This is a genomic window from Flavobacterium anhuiense (assembly GCF_001705175.1).
In the GTDB taxonomy this organism is placed as follows: Bacteria; Bacteroidota; Bacteroidia; order Flavobacteriales; family Flavobacteriaceae; genus Flavobacterium; species Flavobacterium anhuiense.
Map to the genome: position 1 here is coordinate 3,180,568 of NZ_CP016907.1, position 19,049 is coordinate 3,199,616.

Below are 19,049 nucleotides of genomic sequence, written 5' to 3' on the forward strand. Positions count from 1 at the left end.
AAAATTAACCTCTTCTGCCATTTCCTCTAGAACTCGAACCGTTATCTCTTTGGCTCTGTCCCCCTCTAGATTCTTGGTTTCCTCTAGAAGGTTCTTGGCTCATACGTGGTGATTCTGAACGTTGGCTTTGCTGTGGTCTAGCAGAATAGTCTCTGTTTGAATTGCTAGACTGGTTTTCAGAATAACTTCTTGAACTTCTTTCAGCTCTTGGAGCAGATGCCTCTCGATTAGAATATCCTCTTGATGTGCTAGAAGTATTTCCGTTTCCGTAATCTACTCTTGGAGTATTCTGTACTCGAGCTGCATTTTCATTTCTTTGAGAATTATAACCATTATTTGAATAACCACCACGATTTGTGCTTCTTTCTGTGCTTACACTTTCAGTACTTCTGCCTGTAGAGTTATAACCTCTAGTGGTATTGTTGCTTCTGTCTACAGATGATCTGTTTGTTGCATTTCTGTTTTCAGCATATGTTCTGTTAGAAATACCATTATCAGATGTTGTTCTTCCTGTATAATTTCTATTGGTGTTATACGTATTTCGGCTAGTTTCTCTGTTTGCTACACGTCTTTGTTCTAATTCATATCTGTTAGATGTGTTTGCGTGTCTTTCAGCAAAACTGTAGTTAGGACGCATTCTTTCGTAACCGTAACTACGTCTTGTTTCATAAATAGCAGGGGCTCTGTAGCTTCTTCTCACATTTACATAGTTGTATGTATTGTGTACGTTGATGCAAACATTGATGTTATTTCTATATCTGTAAACAGGGTAAGGTCTCCAAGCAGTATAATAAGTTGGATAATAACCCCAATACCAAGTTGAATAATACGGTCTGTAATTTGTTACCCAAAATGAAGTGTAAATAACAGGTGCCACACTATAAACAGGCTCATAAATGTAATTTGCTCCGTATAAGTAAGCGTTTCCAACAATTTGAACGCTCACTTTATTGTAATTGTCTCTTTCTACATCTATCGTAGCAACGTCTTGGTAAACATCACGGTCCAAAACTGCTTGTATTATTACAACGTGAGTTCTGTTTTCAACACTTTCGATTACACGAAGATAGTCTACTTCGTCATCTCCGTTAAGGTCAAGATTTGATATTTGATATTTCGGATCATTTAAACGTCTTTCAAAATCTTGAAGATTGGCTGATTCTCCAAACATCGAAGCAACAGCTCTTAAATCTAAGTTATCGCTTATATCTGAGTTTTTTGCATAAACAGTAGTTTGACTTTGCGCAGCGCAAGAACCAAAAACTAGGGCTGATATTGCTATTAAAAGTAAATTCGCTTTCATGGCTAATTTGTATTAAATTATTTTGTGTTATGAGATATCCAATTACTGTGCCACAAAATTTATTTAAAACAGGATGAATTTTATAATGCTGATTTTTAGTGTTTTAAATTTTTAGAATAGTAGTTTTGTGACTTTTTTATATAAAGTTCTGTAAATGAAACAATAAATAAGCTTAGCAAAAAAATAGGAAAATTAATTTTCCATGTGGGAATTAATTGTATTTTAGCGTTAACCAAATTTTAAGTTTCCTATGAAAAAACTCGCTTTATTTTGTGTTATTTTTATTTTATTGATGTCTTTTAGATCATTTAATTATAAAACTGACGTTGCTTACAATAATGGCTTTACTTCAATGACGGTAGATACATTATTTAAAGACAGAATTAGTATTAGAGCAATTCTTATTGATAAAAATAAAGTTTGGTATGGTGCCGATAATTCTCGTTTTGGGTATTATGATTTGGATAAAAAAGAAAAATTTGAAGAACATATTTATCGCGATACATTAAAATTAGAATTTAGAAGTATAGCGCAAACTTCAAAAGATATTTTTTTATTGAGTGTGGCAAATCCTGCACTTCTTTACTCTGTTTCAAAAAAGGATCGCAAAGTTAAATTGGTTTACAAAGAAGTTAATCCAAAAGTATTTTACGATAGCATGCAGTTTTGGAACGACAAGGAAGGAATTGCAATTGGTGATCCAACAGAAGATACTTTTTCAATTATAGTTACTCGTGATGGCGGAGAGACTTGGACCAAACTGCTTTCTGATAAACTGCCGACAAATAGCACAGGAGAAGCAGCTTTTGCTGCCAGTAATACAAATATTGTTATAAAAGGAAATGACACTTGGTTGGTTTCAGGCGGAAGAAAAGCGCGTGTTTTTTATTCTCCAGATAAGGCAAAAACATGGAAAGTTGTAGAAACTCCAATTGTGCAAGGAAAACAGATGACAGGAATTTTTACTGCCGATTTTTACGATTCTAAACAAGGTTTTATTGCAGGAGGAGATTATGATCTTCCTAATAATAAAGCCAATAATAAAGCTTTTACAAAAGATGGCGGCAAGACTTGGCAGCTAATTGGTCAGAATATGGGATTTGGTTATGCGTCATGTATACAATATGTTCCTGGAGGTAATGGAAGAGAAATTGTTTGTGTTGGTTCTGAAGGAATACAATATTCTCAAAATGGAGGAGAAAACTGGATGCAGCTTTCTACAGATAACAAATTTTTTACCATTCGATTTGTGAATAGAAATACTGCGATCGCAGCGGGACACAATAAGGTAGTCCGATTGAATTTTAAATAAAAAAATAAGAACCCTAAATAATAAAGTAAGTATTATTATATAGGGTTCTTATCGCTGTTGTATCGTTAAGATTTAATCCTTATTGGCTTTGTCTCGGTATTGTTGCAATAATTTTCGATTAAAGTCGTCTTCAGATTTTTTAAGTAAGAGTATTTTCTTTGCAGGAAGTACTTTTTTCAGATTGTTCATGTATTTTTCACGAAGCTGATAGATCTCTTTATCTGTACTTTCTATTTGAGATAATAACGTTACAGCTTCTTTGTCTGAAAGATTTTTAAGATTTTCATCTTTTAACTGTTTTATATAAGTCTTCATTTTTAGGTACTTCAATTCATATTGTTTATCATCATAAGCATTATAAATTGGCCAGAATTTTTCAGCTTCGGTTGAAGTTAGTTCTAATTCTGTCGTTAAAAATGACACTTTAAAAGCTTTAATCTTTTCTCGCTTTTCATCAATTTTTCCATTTTGTGCAAAAAATGAAAAACTTGTCAGAAATAGCAATAGCGGTAAAATGTTTTTTATTTTCATTGTTGAGCTAAGTTGTTGAGTTAAGTTTGATTTAATTTTGTTCTGAAATTAAGTGTTCTATGTTTGGGCTTGTAGCTAAAATATCTTCTAAAGTTTCATCTTCTAGAGTAACATCGTTACCTAAATTTTCGATATCGCTGTCATCCAGTTTTTGAATAAGATCGTATTGGCTTATATTAGAATGATAGGATAAATAATTTTCTAAAGTAGCCTCGTCAAGATCGGTTGAATTTGCTCTATAATTATTTATGGCAGGAATTAATATTGCAAAGCCCACTACTGCAGCGGCAGCCATCCAAAGTGTTTTTTTACGTTTGTAAAAAGGAATTACCTTAACTTCTTTTTCGTTTAATTGCTGCAAAACCTTTTCCGAAAAATCATCAAAATAGTTTTCTGGAGCTTTAAAGCCAGATTTTATTTTGGGTTCGTTTTCTAATTTAAATGTTTTCATAATACTTATAAGACAGTTTTAGTTACAAAAGGTTTAATTTGTTGTAACATATAATTCGATTTTTTTTACTGCGTGATGATAAGATGCTTTAAGTGCTCCAACAGATGTCCCTAAAATATCTGCAATTTCTTCATATTTTAACTCTTCAAAATATTTCATTTTGAAAACTAATTGCTGTTTCTCTGGAAGCGTTACAATTGCTTTTTGAAGTTTGATTTGAATTTCATCTCCATCAAAATAGAGATCGGCTTTTAAATTATCAATAGTTTTGTTTTGCAGATCTTCAGAAGAAATTCCACTTAATTTTGCTTTTTGCGATAAAAAAGTCAAAGCTTCATTTGTGGCAATACGATACATCCAGGAAAAAAGTTTACTTTCTCCTTTAAAGTTTTTAAGATTTTGAAAGACTTTTACAAAAGTGTTCTGTAATACATCATCAGCATCATCATGATTCAAAACAATGTTTCGAATATGAGAATACAAAGGTTTCTGATAATCAGACAAGAGTTTTTGAAACGCAGTATTTTGCGTTTCAGGGGTTAATAGTTGTTTTATAAATTCTTTCTCGTCTATCAAACTTTTTGTTTTGTAAACTTTTTTTAATAGAAGTTAGACAGAATTTAAAATAAAAGGTTTAATGCGCTTTTGAAATTATTTAAAATTCTGAATCTTCCTCTTGTGCAGGTGTTTGCGCAGGAGCTGGAGTTGGTGCAGCTGGTTTGCGTTTTACAGGTTCTGTACGAGGCTTTTCTGTAGGTTGTTCTGCTCGTGGCTCGCTTGTCATTTCGCCAGTAGTTTCTGGAGCATAGACAGGTTCTGTATCAACAGGAACTACTTTTGGTTTTATTGGAAAATAAATTTCGGTCACCAATTTAGATGAAGCTTTTACATCCAATTTGCTTAATGTCAAAATTTCAAGATGAGACCAGCTTAAATCTGGAATAATCTTTTGATTGTTTATGTAAGCCGTTGTTTTTGCAATGGCTTCATTTCTATGGGAATAATCTCCATTAAGCGTTGTTTTTACAGCATCGAAACCATTTAATTTTCCTGCTAAAATATCGCTTCCCGAACTTGTTGAAATCTCTTTATTAATAGGTAAACAGATGGAAATCTTTGCTAAACCATTTTTAGTGTCGTAAGTATGATAAATGATAAAAGGTTTTCCTGCCGCAGACAAACCATTTGTTTCGCTAAACTGAATAAGCTTCGGAATTACAATTCTAGCATTCTTGCTTACTTTGGCAATTTCGCTAGTAAAAGTCTGCTTGATATAAGGAGTTTCAGTTTTCTTAACCACTCCATCTACTTTAACAGCATAAGTTTTAGTTTCGTAATCTAAGTTTTTGTCAATATTGGCTAAGCTTTTTTCATAGATAGTTCCAATAACTCGGTCAGAACCGCCATGAAGAGCGGTGTATATTTTAAAAAGAAAACTCATAGTTCCTTTTCCTTTCCAAGTAACTTTTGTTTTGCCGTTTAAAGTATCTTTTAAGGTCCAGTTTACATCGGCTTCGGTGCCATCAAACTGCATTTTTTGATCGATGCTTTCTCCATCTTTCGTTTTAAGAATAATAGAATTTCCTTTTCCGTCTGCGCCATCCCAATAAAATGTAGCGCCATTGCCACTGGTTTTATTAGCATAGGTCATTTTAATCGTAGGATCTTCAACAGACCATGATTCAAAATCTTCGTAATTTCTAAAGTCATTCAGGTAGTTATAAACCGTTGCACGAGGCGAATTGATGACTTTACTTCTTTCTACAGAAAAATCTCCTTTCTGTGTAGCAACAAAAACAGTAAGAGCAACAAAGCTTAAAAGTGCAAAAAGAAATAAATACTTTAGAATTTTCATGGTAGATTGTTTGGTTTCGGTAAAGTTATAAATTTTATTATGAGTCTTACTAATAACCCCTAATTATTAGGTTTTATTTTATCTCGACCAGAATAATTTATCTTTTTAGAAAGATTTTAATTACGAACAAAAGGACAATGAAAAGCAGAAAGGCAAGGAGTACTTTGTAATTTCCTTTGTAGAAAACTTTGTGTAATTTCAAATCTTTTCGATAAGCAAATATCATAATGATTACAAAAGCGATAAAAAAACATACTCCAAATAGTAATTGTCCTTGACTAAACATAATTATAAAAATTTTTAGCAAATTTAGAGATTTGTAAACGATTTGCTGCTAAATTGCCTTTTCATTTCATTCAATAATTTTTCAGATTATTAGAAAGTGATTTAAATTAGCAAAAAAAAGAAAACTACTATATGAAAAAACAACTTGACGCCGTAACCGAATTTCACACTGCTTTTAAAATTGGCCACAGTTTAACTCCAATTGCCGATGTAGGAGCAGAGAAAAAATTACTTCGTTATAATTTAATGAAGGAGGAAAATGAGGAATATTACGAGGCGGTTCAAAATAATGATTTGGTTGAAATTGCAGATGCACTTGGAGATATGATGTACATCTTGTGCGGCACAATTATCGAGCACGGACTTCAGGATAAAATTGAAGCTGTTTTTGATGAAATCCAACGCAGTAATATGAGTAAATTAGGAGAAGATGGGAAGCCAATTTACCGCGAAGACGGAAAAGTAATGAAAGGCCCAAATTATTTTAAACCTGATTTTTCTAAATTATTGTAAAGAAGTTTTTTAACGCAAAGAACGCTAAGTTTTTTTTCTGCAGTTCTTAGAAAAAGGCAAGTTCGCAAAGCTTTACGTTATTTTTGTCATTTCGACGAAGGAGACCCGAGCGATAGCGAACAGGCGAAGCAAATCTTCGCAAGTAACGGCAACGAGAAGCTAAAATTTAATAATAAAGGAAAAATGAAAAACCCGATAAAACTAAATTTATCGGGTTTCTTTTTTATATGGTTTTGGATTATTGAACTTTCACTGTCCATCCAAAAGTATCTTCAGAAAGTTTGTTCTGAAGATTTGTTAATTTTTCTTTTAAGAAAGAAGCATAAGAATTTTCGATTGGAGCCATTTCAAAATACTCATCTTTATACGAGAATCCTTTGATAACGCTGATTACAGCAGCAGTTCCTGCTCCGAAGATTTCTTTCAAAGATCCGTTTTTAGCAGCTTCTACCAATTCAGAAACAATTACAGGACGAACTTCTACTTTTAATCCTTCTTTTTCAGCCATTGCAATCAAACTTTTTCTGGTCACACCATCTAAAATTCTTTCGCTTGTTGGAGCTGTTAATAAAGTATCATTAATTCTGAAGAACACGTTCATTGTTCCAGCCTCTTCTAATTTTGTATGCGTTGCATCATCTGTCCAGATAACTTGTTGGAAACCGTCTTTGTTTGCCAAGTTAGTTGGGTAAAATTGAGCAGCGTAGTTTCCTGCAGCTTTTGCAGCACCAATACCGCCGTTTGCAGCTCTACTGAAATGTTCAGCAATGATAACTTTTACTTCACCTCCGTAATATGCTTTTGCAGGAGAAAGTAAAATCATAAATTTATATTCATCAGAAGGATTTGCAATTACGCCAGGACCTGTAGCAATCATGAAAGGACGAATGTACATGCTAGCTCCGTTTCCTCTTTGAATCCAATCTTTATCTAATTTCAATAATTCATTTAAACCATCCATAAAAATAGCTTCTGGGACTTCTGGCATTGCCATCCTTACAGCAGATTTATTAAAACGTTTGAAGTTTTCATCTGGTCTAAACAACCAAACATCATTATTGTCATCCTTATAAGCTTTCATTCCTTCAAAAATCGCTTGTCCATAATGGAAGACTTTTGATGACGGATCCATTAAAATTGGAGCATAAGGCTTAATGACAGGATTTTGCCATTGCCCGTTTTTAAAATCGCATTCGAATAAATGGTCTGTAAATACAGCACCAAAACTTAAGTTGTCAAAATCTACTTCGTTTATTTTTGTAGAAGTAGCTTTAATGATTTCAATTTTGCTCGTTTGAGTTGTACTCATAGTTATGTATGTTTTTTGTGAGATATTCTTCACTCTCAGAAATCTAAAGTGATGATATCGTGTAAAATGGAATTTATCGAATGCAAAATTACGTAAAAATCTGTAAAATGCTTAGTGAAAATTCATTATTTATAGCTTTTGATTGAGATTTGTTTATCCTATAATAAACTCAAATATTTAATCGATTTTTATAAAGATTTTATGAAAAAAGTGTCGTTTTTTAAGGCTTTACGCATTTGTTTTGACTAAATTTGATTATTGAAATGGCTTGAAAATCAACAATAAGCTATTATTAAATTCTTAAAAGGTGAAAAGGGAAATAATTAAAACGCTAGATGGCTCAACTACAATTCGTTTACCTGAATGGGACGAGTGTTATCATTCAAAACACGGTGCAATTCAGGAAGCAAAACATGTTTTTATTAAAAATGGTCTTTCATTATTTGAAAATCCGATAAGTATATTAGAAATAGGTTTTGGAACTGGTTTAAATGCTTTTATCACGTATTTGGAAGCTATTAGAAAAAATCAGAGAATAGATTATGTTGGAGTAGAGGCATATCCTGTTGATGCAAATGAAATTTTGGAGATGAATTATGCCGATGAACTCGAGGCATTGGAATTTGAGAACATTTTTGAGAAAATGCATAAAAGTGAATGGAATGAAAAAATAGAAATTTGCGACCTGTTCTCGTTAACCAAAAGAAAACAATTTTTTCACGAAATAAACGATTTTGAAATTTATGATTTGATTTACTTTGACGCCTTCGGATATAGAGTACAACCGGAGCTGTGGAGCACTGAAATTTTTCAGAAAATGTACAATAGCTTAAAACCAAACGGCGTTTTGGTTACCTATGCTGCTCGAGGAGTTGTGAAGAGAAGCATGATGGAAGTTGGATTTACTGTAGAAAAATTAACAGGACCTCCAGGAAAAAGGGAAATGTTTCGAGCTTTTAAAACGGTTTAAATGAGTAATTTAGAATAATTCTATATTGATTTATTTCTTTTAAGAAAACGTATTCGTTGCTAAAGTTTTTTAAAAAATAAGTTAAAAGTAATGTTTATGTTGGTTATTTGTTTAAATTTGGTGCGAGTTTAAAAAAATAGATAACCCCCGAAAATCTTATTTTATTATGTCAAAAATGATGTTTGATTACACGAAATCAATACTTGAAAGAGTTAGTTTCGATCCGGTACTTTTCTGCAAAGAGTTAGAAAAAGCTATCAAAACACTGTTGCCTTACGAAATGGAACAATTGCAAGAGTGGTTACTGAATTTCGTTGTCGGAAAACCAGAATTAAAACAAAGTCTACAACTAATTAAAGTATAAAAAGAAAGGAGCCAAATTGGCTCCTTTTTTATTGCGCTTTCTTTTGTAATGGACTGATGATTTGAACATTCTGAAAAACAATTGCGCCTTTTACAACGCCTGCGATTGTAGATCTGAGTGCATCAATGATTTGCATCTTTAATTCGCTCTTTGGGTAAATCAAACTTACCTCTCGGGCTGGTTTTGGTTCCTTAAAGTTACGAAGTTTCAGTTTATCGGATTCTTTTAAGTCTAAGGTGTGCAAGTACGGAAGTAACGTTGTGCCAAGGCCTTCGTCTGCCAATTTAATTAAAGTTTCAAAACTTCCGCTTTGAATCTGAAAATTATTTTGATCGACGTCAGAGACGCTTTTACATAAATTCAAAATGCCATCTCTAAAACAGTGACCGTCTTGTAAAAGCAGAATTTCATTGAGATTTAAGTCGGCTACTTCAATTTCTTCTTTCTGGAAACTAGCATGATGCTCAGGAATGTAGGCTACGAATGGTTCAAAGTATAACACAATTTCCTTGATTTTTTCGTCTTCAAGCGGTGTTGCGGCAATTGCAGCGTCCAGATGCCCATTTTTTAGTTTTGTAATGATTTCCTCTGTATTCAGCTCCTCAATTAAGAGTTTTACTTTTGGATATTTCTTAATGAAATTATTCAAAAACATAGGCAGAAGTGTAGGCATAATCGTTGGAATAATTCCTAGACGAAATTCTCCGCCAATAAAACCTTTCTGCTGTTCTACGATATCTTTTATGCGATCGGCTTCGTTTACGATGTTTTTTGCCTGGGTGACAATTTTTTGTCCTATATCAGTAAGCTGAATTGGTTTTTTGCTTCTATCGAAGATTAAGATATTAAGCTCCTCTTCAATCTTTTGTATCTGCATACTTAAAGTTGGCTGTGTTACGAAGCATTTTTCAGCAGCAAGAGTGAAGTTTTTATGCTCAGCAACCGCTAACACATATTGCAATTGAGTTATAGTCATGTTGATAGTAATTTGTGATGCGAAAATAAGAAAATATAATTTTTATTTATATATATTTTAGTAAAGTTACTCTAAATTTGTAGTAAATTAGTGTAAAAAATAAGATTATGAAGACAAATATTTTAGGATTACCAGTAAAAGAATCAGAATTGTTAGTACAAGAATTGAATGTATTATTATCAAATTTTCAAGTATATTATCAAAACTTAAGAGGGATTCACTGGAATATTCGCGGAAAGCGCTTCTTTGATTTACATGTTAAGTTTGAAGAATTATATACAGATGCACAACTTAAAATAGATATGATCGCAGAAAGAGTGCTAACAATAGGAGGAACGCCTCTGCATACTTTTGAAGATTATATTCAAAATAATAAATTGACGGTTGGAAAGAATATTTCTAACGATGAAAAAGCAGTTCAATTGATTGTTCACTCCTTATCTGATTTATTAAAAATCGAAAGAGAAATATTGAACAAATCTGACGAAATTAATGATGAAGGAACCAATTCTATGATGAGCGACTTTATTGCTGAGCAGGAAAAAACAATTTGGATGATGAATGCTTGGTTAGAAGAATCGTTATAATGTATTGGTTTTTAATAAAATAGAAGCAGAATGGGATGAAAATTGCATTCTGCTTTTTTGTTTGTGTTAAATTTCTATAAAAATCTCTTTGATTTTATTTGTTTAACGCTATTTTTGCTTTGATGAAATTTATAGCCCGCATATTATTATTCATTTTTATTGCCTTCTTATCGACCCCAACAATTGTTCAGGCGTTAAAGAAAGGGAATAATACGGCTATATCTTTTAGCATTGCTGAAGAAGAAGTGCATAAAGAACTTAAAAATGTAGTTCACCCTACAATTCTTGAGCATGAAGTTTTGATTCCGGTTTATATCGAGAAAAAAACAATTATTTCTGAAAATATTGTCAAACTAGACAACATATCTCCGAGCATATTTGCTCCACCGCCAAACGTAGCATAATACTTCCGATTATTTTGATCTTTATCCGCATTTCTATTGAGATGTGGCAAATCTTTAATGAATAATTTTTTTAGTATTATATTATGACAAAAAAAATCAATCTTTTTGCTAACCTTAAATCTGATTTTGCTTCAGGTTTAGTGGTTTTCTTGGTGGCTCTTCCATTGTGTTTAGGTATTGCAATGGCTTCTGGAGCACCGTTATTTTCTGGAATTATCGCTGGTGTTGTGGGTGGTATCGTTGTAGGATATTTAAGCCAATCACATATTAGTGTATCAGGTCCAGCTGCTGGGTTAACCGCTATCATTTTAACCGCTATTACCGATTTAGGTGCGTTCGATGTATTTTTAATGTCTGTTTTTATTGCTGGACTAATTCAATTAGCATTAGGATTTTTAAAAGCGGGAAGTATATCGAATTATTTTCCAACAAACGTAATAGAGGGTATGTTAGCCGGTATCGGAATTATTATTATCTTAAAACAAATACCGCACGCTTTTGGTTATGATGCAGATTTCGAAGGAGATCAAGCTTTTATTCAAAATGATGGAAGTAATTCGTTTTCATTTTTGTTTGATGTTTTAAATCATATTCATTTAGGAGCTGTTGTGGTTTCGGCAGTTTCATTAGTAATTTTATTAGCTTGGGATAAAGTTCCTTTCTTAAAAAGAATAAAACTGGTTCCAGGAGCTCTAGTCGCTGTTATTGCTGGAGTAGTTTTAAACGAAATATTTGTATCTACAGGAAGCACTTTGGCAATTGCGAAAGAACATTTGGTTTCTTTGCCAGTTCCAAAATCTTTTGAAGACTTTAAATCAATTATAATAATGCCAGACTTCACTGCTGTTACAAATCCGCAAGTTTGGGTGGTTGCTATTACAATTGCCATTGTCGCTTCTATTGAAACTCTTTTGTGTATTGAGGCTTCTGATAGAATGGATGTGCAAAAACGTTACACTGACACCAATGTTGAGCTTAAAGCTCAGGGAATTGGAAACGTAGTTAGTTCGCTTTTAGGAGGACTTCCTATGACATCTGTTGTAGTGCGTTCGTCAGCGAATAATAATGCAGGAGCAAAATCTAAAATGTCAACCATTATTCACGGTATTCTTTTATTAATAAGTGTATTGTCTATTCCAGCAATTCTGAACAAAATTCCATTGGCAACATTGGCTACGGTTTTGATTTTGATCGGATATAAATTAGCAAAACCAGCAACCTTTATGCATTTCTGGGAAAAGGGGAAATACCAGTTTGTACCTTTCATCGCAACTTTGGTCTTTGTTGTTGCGACAGATTTGCTAAAAGGTGTTGCGTTGGGAATTATCATCAGTATCATCTTTGTTTTAAGAGGAAACTTAAAAAGAGCTTATGTATTTAAAAAAGAAGAATATGAAGATGGCGATATCATTCATATCGATTTAGCTCAGGAAGTTTCGTTTTTAAACAAAGCGGCTATCAAGCAGACTTTAAATGAAATTCCAGAAAATTCAAAGGTAATCATCAATGCTCATGATACAGAGTATATTGCACATGACGTTTTAGATTTGATTCGCGAATTTAAAGAAACCAGAGCGGTTGATGAAAACATCAAAGTGAAGCTTAAAGGATTTAAAGAAGCATACGAACTAGAAAATACGCCAGAAAATAATAATCATGTTACGATTGAACATTATTATGATGTGGCAAAAAGAGAACTAGTTAAAAGAGAAGTTGTTAGAGAAGAATAATTAAATTTAGGTGTTTTTAAGACCTAAGAAATGTCAAAATTTAGGTAACTTTACATCAAGTTCATTTTTTGAGGCTATTATAACTTAAAAATTACCACACAAAAAAATAAAGAAATGAGAAAATTTTATGAGCAGTTATTAGAAAACAATAAAAAGTGGGTTGAAACTTCATTGGCAAAAGACCCAAACTATTTTGCTGATTTGGCAAAAGGACAACAGCCACCATTATTGTGGATTGGTTGTTCTGACAGCCGTGTTCCTGCAAACGAAATTGTTGGTGCAAAACCAGGAGAAGTTTTTGTTCACCGTAACATTGCCAATATGGTAGTGCATTCTGATATGAATATGCTTAGTGTTCTAGATTATGCCGTAAATGTTTTAAAAATTAAGCATATTATTGTGTGCGGACACTACGGATGCGGTGGTGTGAAAGCTGCAATGGGACATCAATCTGTTGGAATTATCGATAACTGGTTACGTCATATTAAAGATGAATATCGTCTTCACGATAAATATTTAAACTCAATTGAAAACGAAGAAGAGCGTTTTAATGCTTTTGTTGAAATCAATACAAAAGAGCAGGTTTACAACTTAGCAAAAACATCTATTGTACAGAATGCTTGGAAAAACGGACAAGATTTAATGCTTCACGGATGGGTTTACGGATTAAATTCAGGTTTTGTAACAGACTTAAATGTAAACATTGCTTCGAATGATGAACTAGACGAAGTTTACCAATTAGATCTTTAATCGTTAAAAAATAGAAATCGCCCTTAAAAAGGGCGATTTTTTTTTATTCGTTTTCGTCTAAATTCTCATTAAATGCTGATGGAAGCATTGTTGGAATAAACTTAATCAATATCGGCAACAATAAACTTCCTCCGGGAAGTAAAAATATGGTAAGCGATGGAATGGTTTTACAAATGTCTAAAAGCTGTTTTTTTACTTTTTTCTTTTCCTTCGCATCCAAATCTCTAGTGGTAGAGTAGGCAAGTAGCACCATTAATTCCTTACTTTGAACAATTTCTTTAATCAGCCTGTTTTTATTTCGTATGATTAATTTGACTACGCTATGCGTCATTTGATCGTAAAAATGCTTAACAGGATTTGAATAATTAAAGTACGGAATTTTCTTTTTATGTGTAGTGATAAAAGTATTGGTTGTGTCCATACTTTTGGTCACAAAATCATCAGGAACTCCCATTGTTGAACCTAAAGCATATAGAAAATACGATTCTTCGTTTTCCACTACGCCATCACTCCACAAAGCCATTCCGGCCATGTCAATCAGGTAATATTGTTCAAGTCTGTTTTTAAAGTAATCAAGATTCAAAGTCTCTAAGGTCTCAACCGTTACTTTTGAAAATTTTGAATAGCGTATAGAAGCTTCAAAAAGTTTAATCAAAAGATCGTCATGCTGCGATTTTACGGTTTTGGTTTTCAAAGCCAAACCAACAATTCCAAGAACTGTTTCTTCAATTCTTTTTAAATATTTTTCAGGAATTTCTCCGTGCTCCAAATATTGTCTGAAAGCTAAAACATCAATAAACAAAAGTGCATTGGTCACCAAATGCGAAAAGTTTTTACTGATGATACTGTCATTGGTTTGAACTCTCTGATCAATAATATTTTCAAGCGATAGAGAAGGAGTATCTTTGGGCAATAAAATTTTAAACAAATTAAATCCTTCCGGGTTCATTTGCTTGTAAAACTTTAAAACTTCAGAAATAAAATTTTTAGGTTCCGAATTTCTTTTCTCTAAGCAAAAAACATGGTAGAGCGTATTAAGTAAAGCGACTTTGGAAATTTCGGTTTTAAACCACCCTTTTATCGGAATTGGAACTTGTGAATCTATAGCAATAATATGGCCGTAAATAAAACCCGTTTCTCTTACTTTATAGTAAAACAAATCCACAGTCTCAAAAGGAATAGCTTCTGAAAACTTCTGTTCACTAAAAAACTTATCGATCCAGCCTGGTGCTGATGGGTTAATCATTGACTTTATTTTGCTGATGCAAAGCTATGTCTTTTTCTTGTTTTAGAATTCATTTTAAAATGAAATAACCGCTAGATTTTGTTAAAAATAGCGGTTATTCAAATTTTTCTTATTTAATGATTCCTGCGCAAGCAACTCTTCCTCCGGCATTTCCTGTTGGCTGAGTGGTAAAATCGTCTGTTCCTGCATGTACGATTAAACCTTTTCCAAGAACATCTTTGTTAGAATCTCCACATCCAACACACCATTCGTCGGTAGTTAAAGTGATAGATCCATTCCCTTTTGCGTCGGCGGTAAAGTTTCCGATATCACCTTTATGATATTCTCCAACTCCCCATTTTCCGTGTTTTTTGAAAGTTGGATTCCAGTGTCCCCCGGCAGAACTTCCGTCTGCAGAGCTGCAGTCTGCTTTTTCGTGAATGTGTATGGCGTGAACTCCAGGCTCTAACCCTGTGATTTTTGCTGTAAAAGTTACTTTGCCATTTTTCTCAACAAAAGTAGCAGTTCCGGCTACTTTACTGTTGCTTTTTGGCTCTAGTGCAACAGTCAGAGTTTTAGCATCATTTGATTTATTATTTGTTTTACAGCCAATGATTAAGGCTGTAATTATAGCGAAAGAAACGATTAGTTTTTTCATATTTATGGGCATTTTAATTAAAGATTAAGTAAATTTAACATAAAATAACGGAACTGATTAACTCTAAAAGTTAAAAAAAAGTCAAACTATACGTTATAATTTGATATTGATTGAGTTAAAAACCGAAAATATTGTTTAAATTCGTATAGCTTTTTAACGAATAATTTCTGAAAGCCAATTATCTAATTCGCTCACATTTAATCCTTAATGTTATGATGAAAAAGATTTTTACCCTCGTTTTTTTTAGTTCGTTTTTAATTTCTTGTAAATGCGTAAAAACCGATGCAGTTTCTAAGCTTGATGGAAATTGGGAATTGAATTATATCTCGGACACACAAACCTTTGATGTCTTATATCCAAATAAAAAGCCAAGTATAAATTTTAATACGAAAGAGAATCAGGTATCCGGAAACAACAGCTGTAATTCATACACTGGAAAATTGAATGTGACTGGCAACAAAATTGATTTTACTCAACCTATGGCCGTAACCAAGATGATGTGCTTAGATGGCGGTAAAGGGGAGCAGGCTTATATGAGTACACTGCAGAAAATTACATCATATGATATAACAGATGGTGGCAAAACATTGAATTTTATTTCTGGAGATATTGCCATGATGCGTTTCACTAAAAAATAATGTTATGAAAACGAAATTATCTGTTTTGCTTTTTTTAGTTAGTATTCTAAACTTTTCGGTTTCTGCACAAGAAAAAACAAAAAAAGAACTCAAGCAAGAAAGAGAACTTAAAAAACAAAATGAAATTAAAGCGCTTATAGATAGCCAAAATTTTGTTTTTGAAGCTCAGAAAGCAACGCCTCAAGGCGGGAGATTAATCCAGTTGGACTATAATACTTATTTTTTAAAGTTTAAAGCTGACAGTACAACTTGTGATCTTCCCTTTTTCGGACGTGGTTATAATGTGGGATACAATAGTGATGGCGGAATAAAATTTGAAGGCAAACCCGAAAATATTAGAGTTGAAAGTAAAAAGAATAATACTATTCTAAAAGCGACAGTAAGAGGGAAAAGCGATGTTTATGATTTACTGTTTTCTATCTTTTATAACGGAAGCACAACACTTTCTGTCAGTAGTAATAATAGAGGCCCAATTAGCTATGATGGAATAATATATGCTCCCAAAACAGCGGAGAAACAATGATATAATTCATGGGGTAAACTTGTCACAAATTCGTCTGAATATATGGTAAGAATCTTTTTTTGGTTAGTAAAGTGGCAGTTTTCGCTTTTGGTTTTCTTTTTTGGTGTGTTGTCCCTATCTGCTCAGGATTTGGAACCTCGAGCGTATGCTAATGTTCCTAAAGATTTAAATGTAATTGCTGCAGGTTATGTTTTTATAAATGGAAATGTGCTTACAGATCCTTCTCTACCTATAAAAGATTTTACACTTCAAAGCCATAATATGGCTGTGAATTATATTAGAACGTTTGGATTGGCAAATAAATTGGCTCGTATACAGGTTGGACTGCCTTTTACTTTTATGGATGGATCTGCTGTAGTTAGTGATCAGCTGGTTACTGGCTCAAGAACTGGTTTTGCAGATATGAAAGTGCGTTTTGGAATTAATTTGCTAGGTTCTCCTGCACTTGATAAATCTGAATTCAGAAGTTTTGAGCAAAAAACAATTCTTGGAGTCAGTTTGGTTACTTCAATCCCAACAGGAAGATATTATGGAGATAAACAAGTAAACATTGGAACAAACCGATGGGCTTTCAAGCCAGAGATAGGAGTATCGAAACGGTTTGCTCATGTGTATGCTGAGGCCTATGGCGGGGTTTGGTTTTATACGGATAATAATGATTATCTAGGAAAAAAATTAGAGCAAAAACCAACCTACAGCCTTCAGGCGCATGCAAGCTATTATTTTAAAAATCAAATGTGGGTTGGTTTTAATACGACTTGGTTTTTTGGAGGCCGAACTATTACTGATGGCGTTTCGGATGATAGCCAGATTGATAACTGGCGCGTAGGAGGAACTTTTTCTACTCCAATTGCAAAAGGGCAATCCATTAGATTTCAATATCATATTGGGGCATATACCAACAACGGACTAAATTATTATGCGCTTTCAGCAGTTTACCAATATTCTTTCTTTTAAAATGTTATTTTATTTAAAGTGTTTAAAATCAGTATATTTGAGTATGCATATATTTTTAAAAACAAATTTAAAATTAAAACTATGAAAAAATTAGGACTTATTCTTATCATGGCGGCAGCCTCGTTTTCATCTTATGCACAGTCTTCTTATAAAGAAGATTTAGAAGTAGTACAAAGTGTTTATGGAAAATCTAAAGCAGATCTGGTAAAACAGTACATGAACTTATCTGATGCACAAGCCGCTGCTTTCACTAAAGTTTATGATGACTATGAAACGTCGCGAAAAGCCTTAGGACAGACAAAGTTTCAACTATTAAATGATTATGCAACTAATTATGAAACTTTAACAGATGCAAAAGCTGATGAATTGGCAAAGGCTACTTTAAAAAACCACGTTGATTACGAGAAGCTTTATTCTAAGACTTATAATCAGGCAAAAAAAGCAATTGGTTCAATAAACGCGGCAAAGTTTATTCAGCTTGAGGTTTATCTTCAAACTATAATAAGAAGTGAAATTTTAGAAGCAATTCCGTTTATTGGTGAAATGGACAAAAATAAGACTAAAATGATGTAAAATATTCGTTTATAAAAAAAGGGAATCATTTGATTCCCTTTTTTTTATTTTTCAGTTTTAACTTTGTAAATCTCATTTACCATTCCGTCGCGGAAACTGTCTAGAGTAAGTTCCCAGAACATGATGCCACCTAGTTTTTTTGCTTTTACATATTCCGCTTTAGCTCTGATAGATTTTAAATCATCTGATGTAGCAAAAGTTTTAGTTGATGCATTGTACCAATATGGCGCTTGAGCTTTTTCATCATAAAAATATTTCCAGCCGTTTGCTTCTGTGTATGTTGTAGCGTAGTTTTTAAAGTCAACACCTTGAAAGTGCTCTCCTGCTTGGTATAATCCGTTATTGATGTTTTCTACATTTTTCCATTGTCTGGTATAAAATGCGCCTCCAATTACCAATTTTTCAGCAGGAACACCTAGTTTCAATAAAAATTCAACGGCTCTATCTGTAGATTCTTCTTTGGGATTTGTGCTGTATAAAGGCGTGTGGTGACCAGTAACTTTTGAATATCCGTTTACTAAATCGTAACTCATGATATTAATGCGATTAACAAATGGAGCAACTGCTTTCCAGTCAATAGATTCATCTAAACATTTTTGGAAGCCTCCTGCAGCAAAGCTCAATTCATATTTTTTACCTAAAGTAGAACGTAATATTTTGATTAGTTCTGTAAAATTAGTTTTGTCAGCAGGTTGATATAAATGTCCTGGAAGTCCTTCAATCGATGGATATTCCCAATCCAAATCTAAACCGTCAATTTTAAAATAATCGCTTACTTCTTTTACAGACTTTGCAAATTTTAAGCGTCCTTCAGCAGTTGAAAATGCTTGAGAACAAGGTTCGCAGCCTCCCCATCCTCCAAGAGATACAATAATTTTCAACTGTGGATTTTTTGCTTTAAGAGAAACTAAATGTTTGATAGTGATAGAATCTTTGGCAGAATCAACACTTAGTTTTCCATCTTTTAAATGGCAGAAACTAAAAATAATCTGGTTTAATTTTCCAACTTCATATTTATCAATAAGTTGAGAATCGCCAGTGTAATAAGCAATAATGTCCATTTTTTTATTTTTTTGTGCGAAGACAGCTGTGAAGCAAAAGCACAATAAAAATGATGCAATTAGGTTAATTTGTT

22 protein-coding genes are annotated in these 19,049 nt (G+C 33.0%); 12 read left to right on the forward strand and 10 right to left on the reverse strand.

Going from position 1 to position 19,049, the window contains the following annotated elements:
• Positions 1–4: 4 nt before the first annotated feature.
• Positions 5–1,303: a hypothetical protein gene (locus BB050_RS13915; protein ID WP_066033956.1), complete on the reverse strand. Its 1,299-nt coding sequence runs from the start codon at positions 1,301–1,303 to the stop codon at positions 5–7.
• Between the two features lie 250 nt (positions 1,304–1,553).
• Between BB050_RS13915 and BB050_RS13920 the strand changes: the two genes are divergently transcribed.
• On the forward strand, positions 1,554–2,615 hold the full coding sequence (locus tag BB050_RS13920) for a WD40/YVTN/BNR-like repeat-containing protein (RefSeq protein WP_008468476.1): 1,062 nt from the start codon (positions 1,554–1,556) through the stop codon (positions 2,613–2,615).
• 72 nt (positions 2,616–2,687) lie between these two features.
• On the opposite strand, the gene BB050_RS13925 is transcribed toward BB050_RS13920, so the two are convergent.
• From BB050_RS13925 to BB050_RS13940, 4 genes are all read right to left on the reverse strand, one after another.
• Positions 2,688–3,146, reverse strand: a complete 459-nt coding sequence (locus tag BB050_RS13925; protein WP_008468477.1) for a hypothetical protein — start codon at positions 3,144–3,146, stop codon at positions 2,688–2,690.
• Positions 3,147–3,177: 31 nt separating this feature from the next.
• Positions 3,178–3,597: a hypothetical protein gene (locus tag BB050_RS13930; RefSeq protein ID WP_066033957.1), complete on the reverse strand. Its 420-nt coding sequence runs from the start codon at positions 3,595–3,597 to the stop codon at positions 3,178–3,180.
• A 33-nt stretch (positions 3,598–3,630) separates the two neighbouring features.
• Positions 3,631–4,173 (reverse strand): RNA polymerase sigma factor, encoded by a 543-nt coding sequence (locus BB050_RS13935; protein ID WP_066033958.1) that lies wholly within the window; start codon positions 4,171–4,173, stop codon positions 3,631–3,633.
• 79 nt (positions 4,174–4,252) lie between these two features.
• Positions 4,253–5,452 (reverse strand): SRPBCC family protein, encoded by a 1,200-nt coding sequence (locus tag BB050_RS13940; protein ID WP_066033959.1) that lies wholly within the window; start codon positions 5,450–5,452, stop codon positions 4,253–4,255.
• A gap of 417 nt (positions 5,453–5,869) precedes the next feature.
• Here BB050_RS13940 and BB050_RS13950 point away from each other — a divergent pair, with 417 nt between their 5' ends.
• Positions 5,870–6,250: a pyrophosphohydrolase domain-containing protein gene (locus BB050_RS13950; RefSeq protein ID WP_008468482.1), complete on the forward strand. Its 381-nt coding sequence runs from the start codon at positions 5,870–5,872 to the stop codon at positions 6,248–6,250.
• 238 nt (positions 6,251–6,488) lie between these two features.
• On the opposite strand, the gene BB050_RS13955 is transcribed toward BB050_RS13950, so the two are convergent.
• A complete protein-coding gene (locus BB050_RS13955) occupies positions 6,489–7,559 on the reverse strand; it encodes a branched-chain amino acid aminotransferase (RefSeq protein WP_008468483.1) in 1,071 nt (356 codons plus the stop codon).
• 307 nt (positions 7,560–7,866) lie between these two features.
• Between BB050_RS13955 and mnmC2 the strand changes: the two genes are divergently transcribed.
• A complete protein-coding gene (gene mnmC2, locus BB050_RS13960; RefSeq protein ID WP_066033960.1) occupies positions 7,867–8,529 on the forward strand; it encodes a tRNA (5-methylaminomethyl-2-thiouridine)(34)-methyltransferase MnmC2 in 663 nt (220 codons plus the stop codon).
• Positions 8,530–8,695: 166 nt separating this feature from the next.
• Positions 8,696–8,893, forward strand: a complete 198-nt coding sequence (locus BB050_RS13965; protein WP_008468486.1) for a hypothetical protein — start codon at positions 8,696–8,698, stop codon at positions 8,891–8,893.
• 28 nt (positions 8,894–8,921) lie between these two features.
• On the opposite strand, the gene BB050_RS13970 is transcribed toward BB050_RS13965, so the two are convergent.
• The gene (locus BB050_RS13970) at positions 8,922–9,869 is read right to left on the reverse strand and encodes a LysR substrate-binding domain-containing protein (RefSeq protein WP_066033961.1); all 948 of its coding nucleotides are present in this window, start codon (positions 9,867–9,869) and stop codon (positions 8,922–8,924) included.
• A 107-nt stretch (positions 9,870–9,976) separates the two neighbouring features.
• On the opposite strand from BB050_RS13970, the gene BB050_RS13975 reads away from it, so the two are divergent.
• The 4 genes from BB050_RS13975 to can all read left to right on the forward strand — a co-directional run bounded on the left by BB050_RS13975 (position 9,977) and on the right by can (position 13,340).
• Positions 9,977–10,456 (forward strand): Dps family protein, encoded by a 480-nt coding sequence (locus BB050_RS13975; RefSeq protein WP_008468490.1) that lies wholly within the window; start codon positions 9,977–9,979, stop codon positions 10,454–10,456.
• A gap of 122 nt (positions 10,457–10,578) precedes the next feature.
• Positions 10,579–10,860: a hypothetical protein gene (locus tag BB050_RS13980; RefSeq protein WP_035692090.1), complete on the forward strand. Its 282-nt coding sequence runs from the start codon at positions 10,579–10,581 to the stop codon at positions 10,858–10,860.
• Positions 10,861–10,943: 83 nt separating this feature from the next.
• Positions 10,944–12,590, forward strand: coding sequence for a SulP family inorganic anion transporter (locus BB050_RS13985; RefSeq protein WP_066033962.1), 1,647 nt, complete (start codon positions 10,944–10,946; stop codon positions 12,588–12,590).
• Between the two features lie 114 nt (positions 12,591–12,704).
• Positions 12,705–13,340 carry a carbonate dehydratase gene (gene can / locus BB050_RS13990; protein ID WP_008468497.1) on the forward strand — a complete coding sequence of 212 codons (636 nt, stop codon included), beginning with the start codon at positions 12,705–12,707 and terminating at the stop codon, positions 13,338–13,340.
• Positions 13,341–13,383: 43 nt separating this feature from the next.
• Here can and BB050_RS13995 read toward each other — a convergent pair whose 3' ends face one another.
• Positions 13,384–14,586 carry an LETM1-related biofilm-associated protein gene (locus tag BB050_RS13995; protein ID WP_008468499.1) on the reverse strand — a complete coding sequence of 401 codons (1,203 nt, stop codon included), beginning with the start codon at positions 14,584–14,586 and terminating at the stop codon, positions 13,384–13,386.
• A 109-nt stretch (positions 14,587–14,695) separates the two neighbouring features.
• Positions 14,696–15,223 carry a superoxide dismutase family protein gene (locus BB050_RS14000; RefSeq protein ID WP_008468500.1) on the reverse strand — a complete coding sequence of 176 codons (528 nt, stop codon included), beginning with the start codon at positions 15,221–15,223 and terminating at the stop codon, positions 14,696–14,698.
• 212 nt (positions 15,224–15,435) lie between these two features.
• Between BB050_RS14000 and BB050_RS14005 the strand changes: the two genes are divergently transcribed.
• The 4 genes from BB050_RS14005 (at position 15,436) to BB050_RS14020 (ending at position 17,914) form a co-directional block, all read left to right on the forward strand.
• A complete protein-coding gene (locus tag BB050_RS14005; protein WP_066033963.1) occupies positions 15,436–15,861 on the forward strand; it encodes an META domain-containing protein in 426 nt (141 codons plus the stop codon).
• A 4-nt stretch (positions 15,862–15,865) separates the two neighbouring features.
• Positions 15,866–16,384: a DUF4251 domain-containing protein gene (locus tag BB050_RS14010; protein ID WP_008468505.1), complete on the forward strand. Its 519-nt coding sequence runs from the start codon at positions 15,866–15,868 to the stop codon at positions 16,382–16,384.
• Between the two features lie 42 nt (positions 16,385–16,426).
• Complete coding sequence (locus tag BB050_RS14015; protein ID WP_066033964.1) at positions 16,427–17,341, forward strand: transporter; 915 nt, start codon at positions 16,427–16,429, stop codon at positions 17,339–17,341.
• An 81-nt stretch (positions 17,342–17,422) separates the two neighbouring features.
• Complete coding sequence (locus BB050_RS14020) at positions 17,423–17,914, forward strand: hypothetical protein (protein ID WP_066033965.1); 492 nt, start codon at positions 17,423–17,425, stop codon at positions 17,912–17,914.
• Positions 17,915–17,958: 44 nt separating this feature from the next.
• On the opposite strand, the gene BB050_RS14025 is transcribed toward BB050_RS14020, so the two are convergent.
• The gene (locus BB050_RS14025) at positions 17,959–18,975 is read right to left on the reverse strand and encodes a glycoside hydrolase family 18 protein (RefSeq protein WP_236940335.1); all 1,017 of its coding nucleotides are present in this window, start codon (positions 18,973–18,975) and stop codon (positions 17,959–17,961) included.
• Positions 18,976–19,049 lie beyond the last annotated feature (74 nt).

Coding starts and splice junctions, on each gene's coding strand:
- BB050_RS13925 (WP_008468477.1), bottom strand. CDS start 3,146: ATGAAAATAAAAAACATTTTACCGCTATTGCTATTTCTGACAAGTTTT.
- BB050_RS14015 (WP_066033964.1), top strand. CDS start 16,427: ATGGTAAGAATCTTTTTTTGGTTAGTAAAGTGGCAGTTTTCGCTTTTG.
- BB050_RS13950 (WP_008468482.1), top strand. CDS start 5,870: ATGAAAAAACAACTTGACGCCGTAACCGAATTTCACACTGCTTTTAAA.
- BB050_RS13930 (WP_066033957.1), bottom strand. CDS start 3,597: ATGAAAACATTTAAATTAGAAAACGAACCCAAAATAAAATCTGGCTTT.
- BB050_RS14000 (WP_008468500.1), bottom strand. CDS start 15,223: ATGAAAAAACTAATCGTTTCTTTCGCTATAATTACAGCCTTAATCATT.
- BB050_RS13940 (WP_066033959.1), bottom strand. CDS start 5,452: ATGAAAATTCTAAAGTATTTATTTCTTTTTGCACTTTTAAGCTTTGTT.
- BB050_RS13920 (WP_008468476.1), top strand. CDS start 1,554: ATGAAAAAACTCGCTTTATTTTGTGTTATTTTTATTTTATTGATGTCT.
- BB050_RS13985 (WP_066033962.1), top strand. CDS start 10,944: ATGACAAAAAAAATCAATCTTTTTGCTAACCTTAAATCTGATTTTGCT.
- BB050_RS13970 (WP_066033961.1), bottom strand. CDS start 9,869: ATGACTATAACTCAATTGCAATATGTGTTAGCGGTTGCTGAGCATAAA.
- BB050_RS14025 (WP_236940335.1), bottom strand. CDS start 18,975: ATGGACATTATTGCTTATTACACTGGCGATTCTCAACTTATTGATAAA.
- BB050_RS13955 (WP_008468483.1), bottom strand. CDS start 7,559: ATGAGTACAACTCAAACGAGCAAAATTGAAATCATTAAAGCTACTTCT.
- BB050_RS14005 (WP_066033963.1), top strand. CDS start 15,436: ATGATGAAAAAGATTTTTACCCTCGTTTTTTTTAGTTCGTTTTTAATT.
- BB050_RS14010 (WP_008468505.1), top strand. CDS start 15,866: ATGAAAACGAAATTATCTGTTTTGCTTTTTTTAGTTAGTATTCTAAAC.
- BB050_RS13975 (WP_008468490.1), top strand. CDS start 9,977: ATGAAGACAAATATTTTAGGATTACCAGTAAAAGAATCAGAATTGTTA.
- BB050_RS13980 (WP_035692090.1), top strand. CDS start 10,579: ATGAAATTTATAGCCCGCATATTATTATTCATTTTTATTGCCTTCTTA.
- BB050_RS13995 (WP_008468499.1), bottom strand. CDS start 14,586: ATGATTAACCCATCAGCACCAGGCTGGATCGATAAGTTTTTTAGTGAA.
- can (WP_008468497.1), top strand. CDS start 12,705: ATGAGAAAATTTTATGAGCAGTTATTAGAAAACAATAAAAAGTGGGTT.
- BB050_RS13965 (WP_008468486.1), top strand. CDS start 8,696: ATGTCAAAAATGATGTTTGATTACACGAAATCAATACTTGAAAGAGTT.
- BB050_RS13915 (WP_066033956.1), bottom strand. CDS start 1,303: ATGAAAGCGAATTTACTTTTAATAGCAATATCAGCCCTAGTTTTTGGT.
- BB050_RS14020 (WP_066033965.1), top strand. CDS start 17,423: ATGAAAAAATTAGGACTTATTCTTATCATGGCGGCAGCCTCGTTTTCA.